This is a genomic window from Mesorhizobium sp. P2_E10 (genome assembly GCF_056404235.1).
Window position 1 is genome coordinate 1 of record NZ_JBFUEK010000033.1, and the last position, 16,669, is coordinate 16,669.

A 16,669-nucleotide genomic window follows, 5' to 3' on the forward strand; every position below is an offset into this window, starting at 1 on the left:
GTCTCGCAGATATGTCCCCCAGTCCTGCACGACCCGATTGGAGGTGACGATGACGCTGCGGCGCAGTTTGTAGCGCTGATGGATCAGGGTCTGCAGCCATGCGCCGGCGTCGTCGGGGATGGCGCGTGCGAGGAACAGATCGTCGAGCACGAGGAGATCGCAGTCGATGATTGTTCGCAGCAAGAGCATCCCGGCGGTTCGTCTTCACCCGATCGCCAGGCTTCTTCGGGATTAGCGACGGGGCGACCACCATGCATTCATGGCCGAGCGAACGGATCAGCCGATAGAGACCATAGCCGGTCGGGCCGGCCTCGTAACAGAAATACACCCGGTTGAACTTGGTGGCGATCCGCTGGATAACTCGGCGCATGCTCGTATCCGATGCGTCGACCTCGCCGAAGAAGCGAACCTCTCCCTCCCGGCCAGCGTCCGCAATCGCGATGGCGTTCCTCAGCTTCGCGACATCAATTCCGACAAATGCTTCCCTATAATCTGCCACGGCTCGTCCTCCTGTGATGAGGATCGGCTCGGACCGCCCGAGCAACCCTCGGACGCGCAGTGTAGGGCGAGCCACCTCACCGGCAGAGGCGGACATACGGTCTTACATTCCCATCACCAAGCCGCCAGGAACCGCGCCTCCGAAGGATTCCGTGCCGGCAATCTGTGCCTGCATGATACGGGCTGCCAGGTCGCATTGCCGGATGCCAGGCGAGATGGCCTCGACTCCTGAAAGAAACTCGGGAAAATACCGGTATTTACAATAACTTGTTCTTCTTTCGGTGGTCTCTGCTACCTAGTAATACTGCGGGTCTTCAGGGATCAATTGGCACCACGATGCTGGGCCAACATCGCCTCCGACTCCTCGCCCCCCGGCCTCACAGGTACTGCTGCACATACGGCACTATTGCTGGGATAGTAGCGCGCGCAGGGTAGAAATGATGTCGAGCGTGGGACAGCGAAGCCTACTTTGAATGTCGCGCACAAACGTCGTAAAAGCACAGCATTCAACAATGACGGCCCCAACGTTTTCGCTGAGTGAGGACTTGTCACAGAGATCGTTCAACGTGGACCCTATAAGATTCCAATCGTAAACCGCGTCGGATCGATTTGTCATTTTCCAGGCCGCCGTTCCTTCGATTCCGACCTTGGCGATATTATCACAGTCGGCCTGTGGCCAGGCGGCCTTCAAGTGCGCGTCGGACAGAGCGCCGTCGAATCGAAGCAGATGACCGCGATCTTCTGGTTTGACGGCGTGACGGCGGCGAGAAGCGGCAGGCTCGACGTGATCGTGGGGATGTCTACTGCAGAGGAAATGGCGGTTTGGTAAAGCACCGAATAGCCGCAGTTGGAGATAATGCCTGAGCAACCACGTTCTTGCAGTCGACGGGCTGCTCGCAGATAGGCCCACCGCACATGAGGGCGATCGCGGCTTGGCCAGCGACGAAAGTGGAATTCTTCCGGATGGCTTTGCCGCTCTCTGTAATCGCGAGCGTGTGAAGGCCATTTGCGTTACGCCTACCCTTAACAATCCAACCGTCAGCTTGATGGACGAAGAGCGACGACGGGCTATTGCCGAGATCGCAAGAGAGTTCAACGTATGGATCATTGAGGACGATGTCTTCGGTCCCCTCCTGGACCAGAGACCTCGTCCGATAGCCGCTTTTGCGCCAGAGCGCAGCTGCTATGCGACGAGCTTTCCAAGAGCGTGATCCATTCACTTAGAACTGGCTATCTCTTGGTGCCCGAAACACCCTGATGTCGCGGGCGATCTCGCGCCTAAGAACGACAGGCTGGATGTCTAATTCATTTGTCGCAGAGATCAGTTGCAGATGGCTGACAGATGGAACGATCGTGGAACTCATCGCCTGGCAGAGGCGGAAGCTTGCGCGCCGACACAGTATCCTTGATCGGGCATTGGGAACGCTCAGAGGACTTCCCACCCGGCCTCACTTCATGTGTGGCTGCCACTTCCTGGCCGATGGCGGACTGGCCCGTTTGTCGAGGAAGCCAGGCGAAGGGGGCTCCTGATCACAGGGCCGGACCCCTTCATCGTCGGCCGGAATTCGGATCCGCCTGCGGTAAGGCTCACAATCGGGGATTCCGTTCGAGAAGACGAAGATTTCCAGCGCGGCGTGGAGACGCTTGCGCACCTCCTTGCGAGTGATCTGGAAGCCAGTTCACCTGCAATGTAATCCGGCCATTCGCCTGACTTATTTTGCGCAAAATGCACGACTTGCTTTCGGCGCTTTGGTCCGTACGCGCTGGAGCTTCTTGGAAGGCTGCGCGGAAATCCAATACTTCGCCCAGGTCGGGTTACATCGCATGACTCGGCGCTTGATTGGATCATGCCAATTTTGCCAATTGACATGCCTCGCCCCCTGCTGAGAGACTGGGCCATGCCGACGCGCCATCGTTTCAGCCGTGCCGATGCGCCATCGTCCCAGTCGCGTGCCGGCGCGCGATCGTCCCAACCGAAGGCGGATCGCATTCAGAGGATACAATGCCTGAGAAAGAAAACTGCGTGGCCGCCGAACATCCCGTAGCCACACTCATCACCCCCATCCTTATGCCTAAGTGGGGCCTGTCGATGGAGGAGGGCCAAATTGTCCATTGGTGGAAATCGGTCGGCGACCGGTTCGCTGAAGGCGAGGATCTTGTCGACATCGAGACAGCGAAGGTTAACAATGTCCATGAGGCTCCTTTGTCAGGCATGCTGCGGAGGATCGTTGCCGACGTCGGCGAGACCGTGTCGGTCGGCGGGTTGATGGCCGTCTCATCAGAGCCGGACGTCTCGGATGCTGACATCGACGCCTTCATCTCCGCTTTCCAGGAGAGCTTTGTTCCCGAGGCAGATGCCGGGTCTGATAGCGTGGCGCTGACGCGCAGTCGTATTCACGCTGGTGGACATGAGCTAGAGGTAGGCATCGCCGGCGAGGGGGACACTGTCATCCTGATCCATGGCTTCTCGAGCAATTCGCAGAGTTGGTATCTCAACCTGCCGACATTGGCGCAGCGGGGCCGAGTCATCACGATTGACCTGCCGGGGCACGGAGCGTCCTCGAAAGACGTCCGCGAGGGCTCCCTGAGCGATCTGGCAAATGCGGTGGGGACCGCTCTGGACACGCTTGCGGTAGGCGGCGCTCATCTCGTGGGCCACTCGCTCGGCGGGGCCATCGCGATGCAGTTGACGCTCGATCGTCCAGACCGGTTTGGCAGCCTTGTCCTCGTCGCCCCAGCAGGACTTCCCGGCGGAAGCGTTAATCGAGATTTTCTGGACGGTATTGTCGACGGCCAACGCGCACGCGATCTAAAACCTTGGCTGGAGATGCTTTTCCATAACACTGACCTTGTGAGTGAAGAGCTAATCGAGGAGGTCGCACGCTATAAGCGCATAGATGGCGTTGAAGAGTCGCTCTCGGTGATCAGAGACCATCTTGTCGCGAATGGGAGCTTTGGCCATCTCGCCAACAGTCTGGCTGCTCTTCCTCCGACGCTGGTTGTGCTCGGTGATGATGATCGCATTGTTGGAAGTCCCAACACAGACGGCCTTCCGGACAGCTGGCGGGTCATTACGCTGAACGGTGCCGGACACATGCCACACGTAGAACGGGCTACTGAATTCAACGACGTGCTGACTTCCTTCCTAGACGAAAACGCTTGAGGGCTCCGATGCAACTAAGCAGAGACGAATTGAAACGAGCCTACGAACGGATGTTCTTGATTCGCGTCTTCGAAGAGCGGGTCGAGAAGGAGTTTTCAGCAGGAAACATTCCGGGGTTCACCCACGTGTACTTGGGACAAGAAGCGTGTGCCGTAGGGGTATGCTTCGAACTCACCGATGAGGATTATATCGGCTCTACACACCGCGGCCACGGGCATTGCATAGCCAAAGGGGTCGACGTCGAAGGCATGATGCTCGAAATCATGGGTAAGGCCTCGGGTCTCTGCGGCGGAAAGGGCGGCTCGATGCACATAGCGGATCTGAAGAAGGGTATGCTCGGCGCGAATGCAATCGTGGGAGGATCGCCGCCAATCGCGGTCGGCGCGGCCCTGACGCAGAAGCTCAACAAAACCGGGCGCGTCGCCGTGGCGTTCTCGGGTGACGGCGGCGCCAATCAAGGCACGGTCTTCGAGGCGCTCAACATGGCGATGGTGCTCCATGTGCCCGTGATCTTCGTCTTTGAGAACAATGAATACGGTGAGTTCACGACGCAGTCATATGCGTGCGGAGGAGTTCATATCGCCGACCGCGTTAGGGGCTTCGGCATGCCCTGCGAAGTGGTGGACGGCACCGACTTTTTTCCGGTTCGAGAGGCGATGCAGCGGGCCCTTGAACACACGCGGGGCGACAAAGGTCCATATGCGCTGGAGATCCAATGCAAGAGGTTCGGCGGCCACTACGTCGGGGATCCTCAAGTCTATCGTTCGGAGAAAGAGCTCGTTGAGGCGCGCGCCTATGATCCGATCCCGCGCTTCCGCCGTGCCGTGTCGGAAGCTGCACTTCTGTCCGAGGCGGAGTTCAATGAGATAGAGTCCGCGGTGCAAGACCGCGTTGACATCGCTGTTCAATCGGCGCTAGCGGCCTTGGCGCCCGATCCTGCCACCGACCTCATCAAACATGTCTATGTGAAGTACGCCTGAAGGAATCGGAACCTATGTCCAAAAAGACTTATCTGCAGGCGATCAACGAAGCTCTCCGACAGGAAATGCGCCGGGATTCCAAAGTGATATTGATCGGCGAAGACCTGGTTGGTGGCCATGGCGCGACAGGCGAGGTTGGCGGCGCTGGGGGACCATTTGGCCAGATGAGGGGTCTGTACAAGGAGTTCGGTGGGGATCGAATGATCGACACTCCGATATCGGAGAGTGCCATAATAGGAGCCGCCGCAGGCGCGGCGCTGACCGGACTTAGGCCCGTTGCAGAACTGATGTTCGTCGATTTCGTGGGCGTTTGCTTCGATCAGATATTCAATCAAGTCGCCAAGTTCCGTTACATGTTCGGGGGGAATGCGCGCACTCCCTTGGTGATCCGGGCCACGATCGGGGCCGGCAAGAGGGCGGCCGCCCAGCACAGTCAGACTCTACACCCGCTCTTCACCATGGTGCCTGGCCTGAAGGTGGCCATGCCGTCCAATCCCTATGACGCCAAGGGCTTGCTGATCCAGGCGATCCGCGACGACGATCCGGTCATCTACCTGGAATCGAAGTCCTTGTTCGGCATGGAGGGCGAGGTGCCGGATGAGCCGTATCGCATCCCTTTCGGCGAGGCCAACATCTTGCGTGAAGGCAAGGACCTGACCATCGTGGCCCTTGGCGCGATGGTTCCGCGAGCGGGAAGGGCTGCCGCCGAACTCGCGAAGGACGGGATAAGCGTCGAAGTCCTCGATCCACGCACCACTTCGCCGCTGGACGAGGAATCGATTCTCGAGAGTGTGAAAAAAACCGGGCGGCTGGTGGTAGTCGACGAGAGCCCCCCAAGGTGTAGCCTTGCTGCCGACATCGCTGGCATGGTCGCCGACAAGGGCTTCAAGTTCTTGAAGGCACCGATTAAGCAAGTTACGTGTCCCCACACACCGGTGCCATTCGCACCTATTCTAGAGGACGCCTATCTGCCCTCGCCGACTCAAATCGAAATGGCCGCGAGGTCGATTCTTGACTGATCGCATTGGCCACGTAGCCCGTGGCCCAGGGTTGCTACCTTCTTCTCGGACTGTGATGTCCAACTCTTAATTCCGTTCGAGAGGAGCCAGGGCGGGTTTTCTGATCAAGGGATAATAATATGCGGCCCTTCCATATTCCCGCGGAAGCGATCACTGAAGCCATCGAGTGGCGGCGGCTCCTACATTCGATACCGGAAACAGCTTACGACGAGCATCAAACTTCGGCTTTTGTAGCTGATTTGCTAACGAAGTTCGGTTTGAAGGTAAAGTCTGGATATGCTGGGACGGGTGTCGTCGGCACCCTGACCCGAGGCTCGTCTAAGCGCGCAATTGGACTGCGTGCAGATATGGATGCTCTTCCGATCCTGGAAACCGCAGATCTTCCCTATCGCTCAACTAAGCCCGGCAAAATGCATGCCTGTGGTCACGATGGCCACATGGCAATGTTGCTCGGTGCGGCATCGCTGGCATCCGACCTTGATCTGGATGGGACGGTTCATTTTGTTTTCCAACCAGCGGAGGAAAACGAAGGTGGTGCCCAGCGCATGGTGCATGATGGCTTGTTTCGCGACCTGCCGGTGGACGCGGTATTTGGGCTACATAATTGGCCCCAGCTTGCGCTGAAAGAAATAGTTGCCGAGGTAGGTCCGATGATGGCGGCCTTCTCGATCTTCGACATCGTAATTCAGGGCAGAGGAGCACATGCTGCCATGCCTCATCAGGGCGTGGATCCAATTGTCGCGGGGTGTGCCGTGGTTTCAGCACTGCAGAGCGTCGTCAGCCGGAATGTATCGCCGCTTGATAATGCGGTTCTTTCTGTCACTCAGATCCACGCCGGAGACGCCTATAACGTTATTCCCGAACACGCCACTATACGTGGTACCGGGCGCTGGTTCTCTACCGAAGCAAACAGTATGCTAGAAGCGCGCCTTCGAAAGATCGCAGCCGACGTCGCGTCGGCGCATGGTTGCGAAGCGATCGTCCGTTACGAACGTCGATACCCCGTCACTGTCAACGACGCATTCGCTACTACTCTGGCGCAGGAAGCTGCTCGCTCGGCTGGTTTGCAGGTGGTTCACTCCGGGCCTAGCATGGGCTCTGAAGATTTCGCATTCATGTCGGAAACGGTACCCGGCGCTTATGTCTGGCTTGGAAGTGCTCGAGCAGGTGAAAATCCGGGGCTGCACTCTCCTCATTTCGATTTCAATGACGAAGCTATAGCATATGGCATTGCGTACTGGCTCAGCTTAATTCGGACCCAGCTTTCCGCGAGAATTCTTACCCCTAGCCCGACTTGAATGGCGGCACCGAAGAGGCGTGAACGTTGTCACCTCAACGCCATTGCCAATCGAAGGTTGGAAGCGCTGCAGAGCAACTGGCGTCACGCGCTTCCAGGCGCCTGCGCTCGAAACAACGCGGGTGTTCTTCCCACTCAGTTTGCCGGGTGTACGCAGCGGCTCACTCTTAGTGTTTGTGATTTGCCTCGGCTTCTACATCACGCCTGCCGCGCTTGGTGGCTTGGGCGACGCCATGCTGTCGACGTTTATCGCTGCCCAGGTTCAAACGTCTTTCAACGTGGCTAGGATCGCGGCGGCGTCCTTTGTTCTTCTAGCAATACCCGTTGTCGTGCTGTCGATGCTCGGGCTCGACCTTTCTGGAAGTGCTCCCTCGGATCAAGTTGCGCGTGAGTCGTGGCTGCCGCGGCCACCGCCAGTTGGCGCGTTGAAAGGCCAGTTCGGTGAGCTCTCCATGCCATATCGGGCAAAGCGCTGGGCTGCCCACCTGTACAAGGCGGGGGCCAGGAGCGCTGGTTGAAGATCGTCGGCCCGGCGTTCATCGCGTTGGTCATGGCTTTCCTGTTTTTTCCTGAAATCGTCTTCATCATCATGTCGTTCAGCGCCGGGGCGTTCATAGAATTCCCACCTTCTGGTTTGTCGCTGCAATGGTACCGTTCCTTTTTCGGCGATCCGGCCTGGTACATGGCCGCCTGGACCAGCATCCAGATCGGCGTAGCGGTTACAATCTTGTCGACCGTTCTTGGCACACTTGCCGCTCTCGTTCTTAGCCGCGCCGCTCCGCAGGTCCGCCGCCTCCTGACGATGGTGATCCTGACGCCGATCACGATTCCGGTCATAGTTGTGGGCGTGGCGACCTATCTCGGGCTGATCGATCTTGGTCTGGTCGGCTCCCAGACCGGCATCGTTCTTGCGCACACCATTGGCGCGATGGGCTATGTCGCTGTAATCGTCTCAGCGACCCTGGCGAATTTCGACCGACGCCTTGAGCAGGCGGCCCAGAGCATGCGGGCCGGACCGCTGCAGACTTTCATGAGGGTTACCTTGCCCTTGATTTGACCGGGCATCATCGGCGGAGCCATATTCGCCTTCGTCCACTCGTTCGACGAGGTCGTAATCACTTCGTTGGTAAGCGGATTCTCGGTTTACACATTGCCGCTTAAGATGTGGGAGAATATACGAAACGAGGTAGACCCGACAGTAGCTGCAGTGGCATCCCTGCTGACGCTTCTCCCAGTGCTCTGGATGATTGCTCTTTACCTCACTTGGTGGCGGTCGAGTGTCAAACGGCTTCCAAAACTGACCCCGGATTGGAGTGCGCCCCTGGGGGTGGACAGTAATCAGGCTGCTGTTTTGCCAGTCTGCCGGATGTGTTGATCCTCGAACTGCTGCGGGCTCAGATAGCCGAGCGCCGAATGGAGCCTGCGGTTGTTGTAGACGTCATTGATGAAGCGGGGAAGGTGTTCAATGACGTCGTCGAAGGTTTCGAAAGCCATCGGGTGGACGGCTTCGACCTTTAGCGTCTTCATGAAGCTTTCGGCCTTGGCGTTGTCGTAGGGGTTGCCTCTGCGGCCCATCGAGCCGACCAGACCTTGATCGGCAAGAAGCTGCCGGTAGATCTCGGCGGCATATTGCGAGCCGCGATCGGAATGGTGAATGCAGCCTGGCGGTGGCTTTCTCCGATCGATGGCAGTCCTCAAGGCGGCGACCGTCAGGCGCGCGTCGATCGAGCGGCCGATAGCGTAGCCGACGATCAGGCGCGACCAAGCATCGAGGATGATGGCGACGTAGACGAAGCGGGTCGGCAGTGCGATATAGGTGATGTCACTGACCCAGAGCTGGTTGGGACCGGTCGGGGCGATGTCCTTCGCCAGGTTGGGGAAGATTGGGCCATTGTGGTCGCTGTCGGTGGTGGCAATGAAGCGCCGTCGGATCTTCGGTTGCAGACCGTGCTCACGCATCAGGCGTCGGATTTTCTTGTGGTTCACGACAATGCCTTGCTGACGCAGAGCCGGGCCAACGCGGCGATAGCCGTAGAACTCGAACTCGTCGCAGATCGCGAACATCGCCTCCACAATGGCAGTGTCATCGGCCCGCTTTTCCGGACGGTCATAGTAGGTCGAGCGTGCGATGCCCATCAGTCGGCATCCTTCGGCGATGGAGATGCCCCGGGGCCGGTGACGACGGATGTAGTCCCTCTTCTCGGCGGCGGTGCGCTTTTCAGAGCCCCCTTTAGAAACTCCAGTTCCAGAGCCTGCTTGCCGACGAGCCGCTCAAGGGCAGCAATCCGGGCCTCGTATTCCTGGATAAGGTCGGCCACCTGCGCATCGTCATCGAAGACGCCTTCCTCATATTTGCGTACCCAGACGCGGATCAGGTTGCGGGTGACGTCGTGCCGTTTCGCCAATCCGTGAAGCGTCTCGCCCGACAGATATTCCTGCGCGACCTGACGCTTAAACTCGATGCTGTGAGTGCGATATCTTGCCATGGGTTCTCTTTTCGAACCCGACAAGCCTGGTCAATTCCTCAAGCCGATCGGTCCACCCCCAGGGGCGCACTCCAGGGCGCACTCCATTATAGGGTCAATTTTGCACACGATGACGTAATTGCTGCCGTCGCTCCTTTGAACGAAGGTTTGGCTGACGGCAAAAGCCGCCGACCATTGAGATCGAGGAGGCCGCAGTGAAGCAATATGTCGGATTGGATGTGTCGCAGCGAGAGACCAGTGTTTGCGTCGTCGATGATGCTGGAAGGTCTGTCTTCCAAGGAAAAGTGAAGTCCGATCCGGGAGCACTGACCGAGTTGCTCCGCAAACGCGCACCTCACGCCGAGCGCATCGGATTCGAGACGGGCGCCATGTCCAGCTGGCTCTGGCATGAGCTTAGACGGGTCGGATTGCCGGTCGTCTGCATTGATGCTCGACATGCGAAGGCGGCACTTTCAGTTCGAATGAACAAAAGTGATGAGAACGATGCCCGCGGCCTGGCCGAGCTGGTTCGCGTCGGCTGGTATCGGGAGGTCAAGGTCAAAAGCACAGAGAGCCAGGCAACCCGATCCCTCCTGGTGGCGCGATCGCGTCTCGTCGCTATCCGCCGCGATCTCGAGAACCAAGTCCGGTCAATGCTGAAAGAGTACGGGCTGCAGTTCAGTCGCTCAATCGGTGCGCAGTTTCGGCGAAAGGTCGTGGCGTTGGTTGTCGACGGGCATCAGCTTCGATCCGTGATCGAGCCGCTTCTGACCGTCCATGAACAGGCCTGCACGGAACAGGAAAAGCTGGACCGGCAGGTACGACGCCTTGCTCGTGAGGATGACACCACGCGCCGGCTCATGACGGTTCCTGGCGTCGGCGTCGTGACGGCGTTGACCTACCGCCACACGATCGATGATCCTTCGCGCTTTTCCTCGGCCAGTGACGTCGGAGCCTACCTTGGTCTGACACCGCGGCGAAAACAATCTGGGGAAACAGATATAAACGGCCGCGTATCTCATTGGGGAGATCGCCTCTTGCGAACCTATCTCTACGAGGCGGCAAGCGTACTCATGCATCGAACGAAGAAATGGTCTTCGTTGAAGGCGTGGGGCCTTCGTCTGTCAAAGCGGATAGGTATGAAAAAGGCGAAAGTGGCGGTTGCTCGCAAGATCGCGGTTCTGCTCCACTGCCTCTGGGTTGACGGCACCAGCTTTGAGTGGGGCGGCGAAAAGATGGCGTGACAGATCCGCACTCGATCCCAATCGCGGGCCCGTTTCCGGAACCCGTGATGTCCCCGCCGGGACGGTGGTTGTGGTGACCTCGTTGAATCGGCTGACGTCGACTTCGAACTTCGTTGCACACGTTGAGGCGCCCGACCCGAACATCATCATGAGGCATTCGACCTCGGAAAGGACCATGACCCCGGCGATGACAGAGCGAAACTCGGATTGACAACCACCCGCAATTAAAGGGCCGATTCACAGTCGAGGCCGCGGGTCAGTCTAAGTATTCCAGAAGCCAAGGGTTGAGTGGGCTTCCCGATAGCTTCTGGTCGACTCACTTAAGTGGGAGCTGAAGCGGCCCGTGGGCTCAAGACGTGGAGGTGGCAATCGCGTGCGGTTTGGTCTCATCAGCGCATTTTTCAAAATGTTTCCGTGACTAATTCGGTGAAGCACCCAACGAAATTGAGGTAGTTGCCTGTCGATTGGTGATACCCGATGGCTTCGAAAGTCGCATAAAAGGGCAGAGTCGAACCGACTTGAAAAACCACCGGAATGTTCGCCACTCGCGCGCGTTAGCCGTCATCCACGACACTTCCGTGAGGGAATCAAGCAACGACAGTGTCTGTCAAACTAGTAAGCGCCGAGTTTTGGAAGGATGCGTTTTTACCGGCCGCAAACCTGGCGCCTCACTTCGCAAGGCCGCGGTTGCGCTGATGGTTTTCTGGAAAGCGGCATTTCTTCGGCGTTCGCGATCGACGCTCCAACTGCATGTCACAGCGCGCGGGCTTCGTAGCCGGGACCCGCGCCGCAGACGCATTGGTGTGGCGGAAAACTGTTCCATCTTTATTTGGCTTACTTCCAACCATTCGCGGACCACAAGCGGTCATCGCGCCGCGCCCTTCAAGCCCTACCAGCCCACAGCCTTCGTTCACAGCCGGAAGAAAAATCGCGTCGATTGATCCCGCCTGCGGGTTGCCCCGGTCGGTCGCTCAATTGAAAGCTTGGTACGAGGCGGAATTCCCATGTTCAATTCGAGCAAATGTTGATCCAACTCCTTGTCCGCGGTCGTCAGACGATGATTCAGCCGCAGATAGTCCATCCAGGTCGGCGTGCGGAAGGTTTCTGTCCAAAGCAAAGGATCCTGAAGATCGCGCGCGAGGTTCCAGTGCCGGGCTCCGACGCGGCTTTGCACCCGCCGTCGTTCCTGCATACGCTCCAGGAAAGGTTCGACGTTCGCCTCCGGTATTGAGTACTCGATCTTGACGACGATCGGTCCGCTTCTCGGCTTCAGGTCGAGAGCGAGCTGTGGCGTTTCGAAGCCGAAAGGATCCTGATCAGAGTCCTGCCATTGACGGATAGGCATCAGGAGCCCCGTGGCAGCGACCAATATGAGCGCGCCAGCGGAAGACTCCAGGGCTGTGGTAAGCGAATAATTCTCAGCCACTGAGCCCCACAGCCAACTGCCGGCCGCGATTCCGCCCGACAACAGGGCGTAGTGGATCGAGAGCGTGCGACCGACTACCCACCTTGGGCTTGCCAATTGGATACTCACGTCGAGCCCCGTCCAGGTGACGACCCAGCCCGCGCCGCCGAGCGCCAGCGCAATAGCCGCCACTACCACTGAGGACGTGAGAGCGAGATATAGACAACATGCCGCACAGGCAATGCATGCCAGTGTTGTCAGCCGCTCCTGGGACAGAGACCGCCTCAAGACATTGTTGCAAATGCCGACGCATAGGGCACCCGTCCCGAAGCCCGCCATCAGGACACCATAAACGATTGGTCCTCCGCCTAATTGATCGCGGGCGAAGAGAGGCAGGAGCGCGAGTATGGAGATGCTGCTCAGGCCAAAAAGCGCTCCTCGCGCGATTGCCGCCTTGATCTCCGCCGACAGGGCCGTGAAGCGGGCTCCGTCATGGATGGCAGTCGTCAATGGCTCGCGCGGGAGAGGCGAAGCGCGAACCTCCCATTTGCGGCGCCCTATGGTCCACAGCAGCGCTGCATAGGTCAGGGTCGCCACAGCAAAAGCTGTCAGCGGTCCGAAGGAGGCAACGACGATACCACCGAGCGCAGGACCGACGCTTCGAATGGCGTTGTATCCAACCGAGATGAGCGTGACTGCGGCTGGGACTTCCCGTTTTCGCAAGATATCGCCCACCGACGCGTGCCAGGCAGGATCGGTGAAAGCGGCGCCCGCTCCGGCCAAACAGCTGAAGGCGAGAACCATCCAAGGATTGAAAATCCCCAGCGCCGCAAGAACAGTCAGCATCGCCGAGGACAACGCTATCGCGCACCAGCCGGCGAACATGAGATTGCGGCGGCTGTAGTTGTCAGCCAGGGCCCCGGCGAAGATCGACAGGACGAATACGGGTAGTGTTGTCGAAGCCTGCACCAGGGCGACCATCACGTCCGAGGTCGAGATGGTCGCCATCAGCCAACTGATGGCGACGGTTTGGATTAGCCAGCCAAGGCTGGCGACCTGAGTGGCAAGCCAGATTGAACGAAAGGTCGCGTTCTCGAGCGGCGCAAATGTCGCCGACGAAGCCGGACTCGCATCTTCGCGCGCCACCCTGCTCATTGGGTTGAGCCTTCCTCGGTCTATCGGTCGCGTTAGAGGTACCCTCCCGGCGCACGTGCCCATGGAGGAATGGCCCCATGAGCGCATTTTGTCGTGGCAGCGCAAGATAATTCTTTACCGCTGGCCCTCTGGCGCAAGCGATTACTTCATCTGGAATTGCCACCAACACGCTTTCATGATTGCTGGGCCTATGTCACCTCCTCGCCTGCTGCCCGAAAAGAATTTCCCGGACTACGCATACCTGCCTTGCAAAAATCCACATCCGGTTCGCGATCCGTTGGGTCACAGTTATCAATGCGACCCGGTGACCGTTGTCACGGTCGAGGAATCACTCAGTTCAAACGCGTTCCGATGGGGAATCGACCTTTTCAACCACGGCTATTACTGGGAAGCTCATGAGGCGTGGGAGCCTCTATGGCATTCTGCCAAACACAGCGCCCAGCATCGCCTGTTCTTCAAGGGATTGATCCTGTTGGCAGCGGCCGGGGTGAAGATCCGCGAGGGAAAGCGGGTCGCTGCCACTCGCCATGCGACAAAGGCTGCAGCGCTCTTTCGTCAGGTGGCGCTTCTGCCGAGCCTGGCCTTCGAGATCGCGATCGGAATGACACCCGCCGCCCTCGCGGTAGAGGCCGAAGCGGCCATAACCTCTCCGACTGTTTTGCGAGATCCGATGCCTGGCCAGCTGCCTAAGCCCGTCTATGATTTCATTCTCGCACCCGAATCCCGGAGCGGCTGACCGGCAACTCCTACGGTACGGTTCAAGCATCTTCGTTACCTGGATGCGCTGCCGGTCTCTCCCGAGCAGTCCGACAGCTTCGATCCTGAAGCAGTCGGCCTACCGCTAGGCCCGGCTTTGGCGGAGCACCCAAGGCAGGCGCCGCTTCCATCGTTGACCTCGCGGCAAAGGAACATCTATCTGCCAGCGCTTTAACTTGCGGGTTCGCCTGCCTCCAGCCTGTGCGTTCGATGCTCCTGGCATCAGCGCTTCCTCAACAGTCGGCGGCTTGGGAGACGATCCGTCGGGCACGATCACGCCCTGGCCGTCCGATACTGTTTCACCGGTGGTGAGCATGGGCTGAGGAGGAACATCTTCGGAAAAAAGCGGCGGCGGCGGCGCTTCAGATCGCGGCTTCCGCCTTCGCTTCCGCGACGTCGTTCGCGATGGCAGCGAGGTCAATGCCGCCCCAGATCGACTGTGGCCGCTTCACCAGCCCACGCTTCTGTTTGATCTCGACGACAAAGGGTCGCCGCGGCTGCCTCATGGTGCTCTCGCGGATTTAGGGGAGTTGCTGATGTCCTCTAGGCGGAGCGCACGCCGTCGTCCACCCGCCGCCACGCATTCTCCAAAGGTTTTCGCAGATGTTGCCGCCGTCCAAGCCACGACGAAAACTGCTCACCTTCCACGCCTGGGCCTACGCTTCCGATCTCTTGTCCTGCTGTCAGCATGATCGTCATGACGATCATTTCACCCACGCAGTCGCCTTGGCCAGGCCCATCGCCAAGCCGCAGGAGATTCAGGATGCAATGAAGATGGTGGCCGCTCCTATCCATTCTTCCATGTTCCCGAGTGCATCAGACGCGTCCAACGCATTTTCGGAATCGATCACGAGCGATCGATTCATCCTGTTGATGGACAGCAGCGCGGTATGCAGGCCAGAGCGGCCGACCGTCGGCAGCGCTTTGTGCTGGCGCCCGRCTATCAGTCCAGTCGCCGGTCTCGGATGCGCCAGTGCGACGACACACTGACAGGACAACACAGGCCGACAAAGCGGGGCCATCGCATCCTCACTGCGAGGTCTTCCGGAGCCGCGGCAGCGAATCGGTTTTAGTTTACCAAAAGCCGCGGCTTTCCTCTTGAACCGTCATTGCCCTGACAACACATTCTGCAATCCTGCGCGGGTGAAGATGAAGCGCCTGTTCACGCGGACCAGTCGTTTGGCAGGTCGGGAGGAACCAATGAACCCTGAAGCTTTCAGCAACCCAGTTTTCGTGAAGCGTGCAACCTACATCGTCCAGGAGATTGCCAGCCTTGCGGACGCTATCGACTTCCTCAATGACTGGCCAGAAGATCGCCGGGACCTGATCCACGAAGCCGCGCTCCGAGCCTGCTATGATGCATATGACGGGCGAAAACCTGTAAGCGCGGCACGCAATGCCTTTTTCGGCTTTGCGAAACGGGCAGCCATATTGGAAGATGCAATTTCCGCCATGCAATCGCTCGCTGCCTGCAAGTCGGGCAGGGGAACAGTGCAGGTATAGGCACTGGCGCGGGGCACGCCGAAGGGGCATTGCGTTGAGATTTCACGGATAGCAGTAAGCAGAACGAGGACTCGACAGTAGCGGCGCAATCCCACCCAACGGCGGGCGTCGGCGCGAAACTCACCTCAAGGTTAGGAACCCGACGGTTTCAGCGGGTCCGGAGCCGCCGCCGATCCAGGAGCGACTATGCTTCACATGTTCGAAGATCGCTTGCGCGAGCCGATCCGCGATTTTGCAAGCAGATGCTTCAGATGCCGCCCATGCAGAGGTATTTCATTTCAAGGTAGTCCTCGAGCCCGTGGCGGGAACCCTCCCGCCCTATGCCGGATTGCTTCATCCCGCCGAAGGGTGCCGCTTCCGATGACATGCGTCCCGTGTTGATGCCCACCATGCCATACTCCAGTGCCTCGGCCACGCGCCAGACGCGCTGCAGGTTCGAGGCATAGAAATAGGCAGCCAGGCCGTAGATCGTGTCATTTGCCTCGTGCACAACCTGGTCCGCATCGTCGAATCGAATGGTTGGGGCGAGCGGCCCGAATGTCTCTTCCTGCGCAATCGTCATCTCGCTGGATACTTCAGTGAGTACCGTCGGTTGGAAGAAGGTGCCGTCCTTGCCAATGCGTTTGCCCCCGCAGCGAATTGTGCCGCCTTTAGCGACGGCAATCGGCGATATGCGATTCGATCTTAGTGAGCGCCTGCCTGTCGATGAGCGGGCCGACGGCGACACCTGGATCAAAACCGTCACCAACCTGAAGCTGGCGAACCCGTTCGACGAATTTGTCGACGAACTCATCGTGAACGCCCGACTGGACGTAAAGGCGATTTGCGGAAACGCAGGTCTGGCCGGCGTTGCGGAATTTCGCCTGGATCGCACCGTCGACCGCCGCATCGACGTCTGCATCGTCGAAGACGATGAAAGGCGCATTGCCGCCGAGTTCGAGACTGACCTTTTTGATCTGGTCCGAGCACTGGCGCATGAGCAGCCGGCCAACTTCTGTCGAGCCGGTGAAGCTGATCTTGCGGACCCTGGGGTTTGTACAGAGTTCGCGGCCGACGGCATCGCCTTCAGACGCGTAGATCAGGTTGACCACGCCTTCGGGAACGCCAGCTAGATGGGCAAGGGCGAACATTGCACCGGCCACTAGCGGCGTCTGTTCAGCGGGTTTCAACACGATCGTGCAGCC

14 protein-coding genes and 3 pseudogenes are annotated in these 16,669 nt (G+C 58.8%); 10 read left to right on the forward strand and 7 right to left on the reverse strand.

Going from position 1 to position 16,669, the window contains the following annotated elements; genetic code table 11:
- Positions 1-180 (reverse strand): annotated as a pseudogene (locus AC1D0N_RS31315) (ATP-binding protein); the annotation flags it as partial.
- A gap of 1 nt (position 181) precedes the next feature.
- Positions 182-499 (reverse strand): annotated as a pseudogene (locus tag AC1D0N_RS31320) (IS110 family transposase); the annotation flags it as partial.
- Positions 500-1,189: 690 nt separating this feature from the next.
- Here AC1D0N_RS31320 and AC1D0N_RS31325 point away from each other — a divergent pair.
- From AC1D0N_RS31325 to AC1D0N_RS31355, 7 genes are all read left to right on the forward strand, one after another.
- Complete coding sequence (locus tag AC1D0N_RS31325; protein ID WP_477250432.1) at positions 1,190-1,327, forward strand: hypothetical protein; 138 nt, start codon at positions 1,190-1,192, stop codon at positions 1,325-1,327.
- 1,173 nt (positions 1,328-2,500) lie between these two features.
- Positions 2,501-3,661 carry an acetoin dehydrogenase dihydrolipoyllysine-residue acetyltransferase subunit gene (locus tag AC1D0N_RS31330; protein ID WP_477250434.1) on the forward strand — a complete coding sequence of 387 codons (1,161 nt, stop codon included), beginning with the start codon at positions 2,501-2,503 and terminating at the stop codon, positions 3,659-3,661.
- Between the two features lie 29 nt (positions 3,662-3,690).
- Positions 3,691-4,641, forward strand: a complete 951-nt coding sequence (locus AC1D0N_RS31335) for a thiamine pyrophosphate-dependent dehydrogenase E1 component subunit alpha (protein WP_477250436.1) — start codon at positions 3,691-3,693, stop codon at positions 4,639-4,641.
- A gap of 14 nt (positions 4,642-4,655) precedes the next feature.
- The gene (locus AC1D0N_RS31340; protein ID WP_477250437.1) at positions 4,656-5,660 is read left to right on the forward strand and encodes an alpha-ketoacid dehydrogenase subunit beta; all 1,005 of its coding nucleotides are present in this window, start codon (positions 4,656-4,658) and stop codon (positions 5,658-5,660) included.
- A gap of 119 nt (positions 5,661-5,779) precedes the next feature.
- Positions 5,780-6,958 (forward strand): M20 aminoacylase family protein, encoded by a 1,179-nt coding sequence (locus AC1D0N_RS31345; protein WP_477250439.1) that lies wholly within the window; start codon positions 5,780-5,782, stop codon positions 6,956-6,958.
- 19 nt (positions 6,959-6,977) lie between these two features.
- Positions 6,978-7,475, forward strand: coding sequence for a hypothetical protein (locus tag AC1D0N_RS31350; RefSeq protein WP_477250440.1), 498 nt, complete (start codon positions 6,978-6,980; stop codon positions 7,473-7,475).
- Positions 7,472-8,014, forward strand: a complete 543-nt coding sequence (locus AC1D0N_RS31355) for an ABC transporter permease (protein WP_477250442.1) — start codon at positions 7,472-7,474, stop codon at positions 8,012-8,014. The genes AC1D0N_RS31350 and AC1D0N_RS31355 overlap by 4 nt, the downstream gene beginning before the upstream one ends.
- Before the next feature lie 281 nt (positions 8,015-8,295).
- On the opposite strand, the gene AC1D0N_RS31360 is transcribed toward AC1D0N_RS31355, so the two are convergent.
- Both AC1D0N_RS31360 and AC1D0N_RS31365 read right to left on the reverse strand, forming a co-directional pair.
- The gene (locus AC1D0N_RS31360) at positions 8,296-9,144 is read right to left on the reverse strand and encodes an IS3 family transposase (RefSeq protein WP_477250452.1); all 849 of its coding nucleotides are present in this window, start codon (positions 9,142-9,144) and stop codon (positions 8,296-8,298) included.
- The gene (locus AC1D0N_RS31365) at positions 9,093-9,443 is read right to left on the reverse strand and encodes a transposase (RefSeq protein ID WP_477250444.1); all 351 of its coding nucleotides are present in this window, start codon (positions 9,441-9,443) and stop codon (positions 9,093-9,095) included. Before AC1D0N_RS31365 ends, AC1D0N_RS31360 begins: the two co-directional genes overlap by 52 nt.
- Positions 9,444-9,637: 194 nt before the next feature.
- Here AC1D0N_RS31365 and AC1D0N_RS31370 point away from each other — a divergent pair, with 194 nt between their 5' ends.
- Complete coding sequence (locus AC1D0N_RS31370) at positions 9,638-10,666, forward strand: IS110 family RNA-guided transposase (RefSeq protein ID WP_477250446.1); 1,029 nt, start codon at positions 9,638-9,640, stop codon at positions 10,664-10,666.
- Between the two features lie 910 nt (positions 10,667-11,576).
- Here AC1D0N_RS31370 and AC1D0N_RS31375 read toward each other — a convergent pair.
- Positions 11,577-13,226, reverse strand: a complete 1,650-nt coding sequence (locus AC1D0N_RS31375) for an MFS transporter (protein ID WP_477250447.1) — start codon at positions 13,224-13,226, stop codon at positions 11,577-11,579.
- Positions 13,227-13,287: 61 nt separating this feature from the next.
- Between AC1D0N_RS31375 and AC1D0N_RS31380 the strand changes: the two genes are divergently transcribed.
- Entirely contained in the window at positions 13,288-13,962 is a 675-nt protein-coding gene (locus tag AC1D0N_RS31380; protein WP_477250448.1) for a DUF309 domain-containing protein, read from the forward strand.
- A gap of 382 nt (positions 13,963-14,344) precedes the next feature.
- Here the strand turns inward: AC1D0N_RS31380 and AC1D0N_RS31385 are convergent, their stop codons facing one another.
- The gene (locus AC1D0N_RS31385; protein ID WP_477250449.1) at positions 14,345-14,488 is read right to left on the reverse strand and encodes a hypothetical protein; all 144 of its coding nucleotides are present in this window, start codon (positions 14,486-14,488) and stop codon (positions 14,345-14,347) included.
- Between the two features lie 694 nt (positions 14,489-15,182).
- Between AC1D0N_RS31385 and AC1D0N_RS31390 the strand changes: the two genes are divergently transcribed.
- Positions 15,183-15,485 (forward strand): DUF982 domain-containing protein, encoded by a 303-nt coding sequence (locus AC1D0N_RS31390; RefSeq protein WP_477250450.1) that lies wholly within the window; start codon positions 15,183-15,185, stop codon positions 15,483-15,485.
- A 247-nt stretch (positions 15,486-15,732) separates the two neighbouring features.
- Here AC1D0N_RS31390 and AC1D0N_RS31395 read toward each other — a convergent pair.
- Positions 15,733-16,669 (reverse strand): annotated as a pseudogene (locus tag AC1D0N_RS31395) (aldehyde dehydrogenase family protein); the annotation flags it as partial.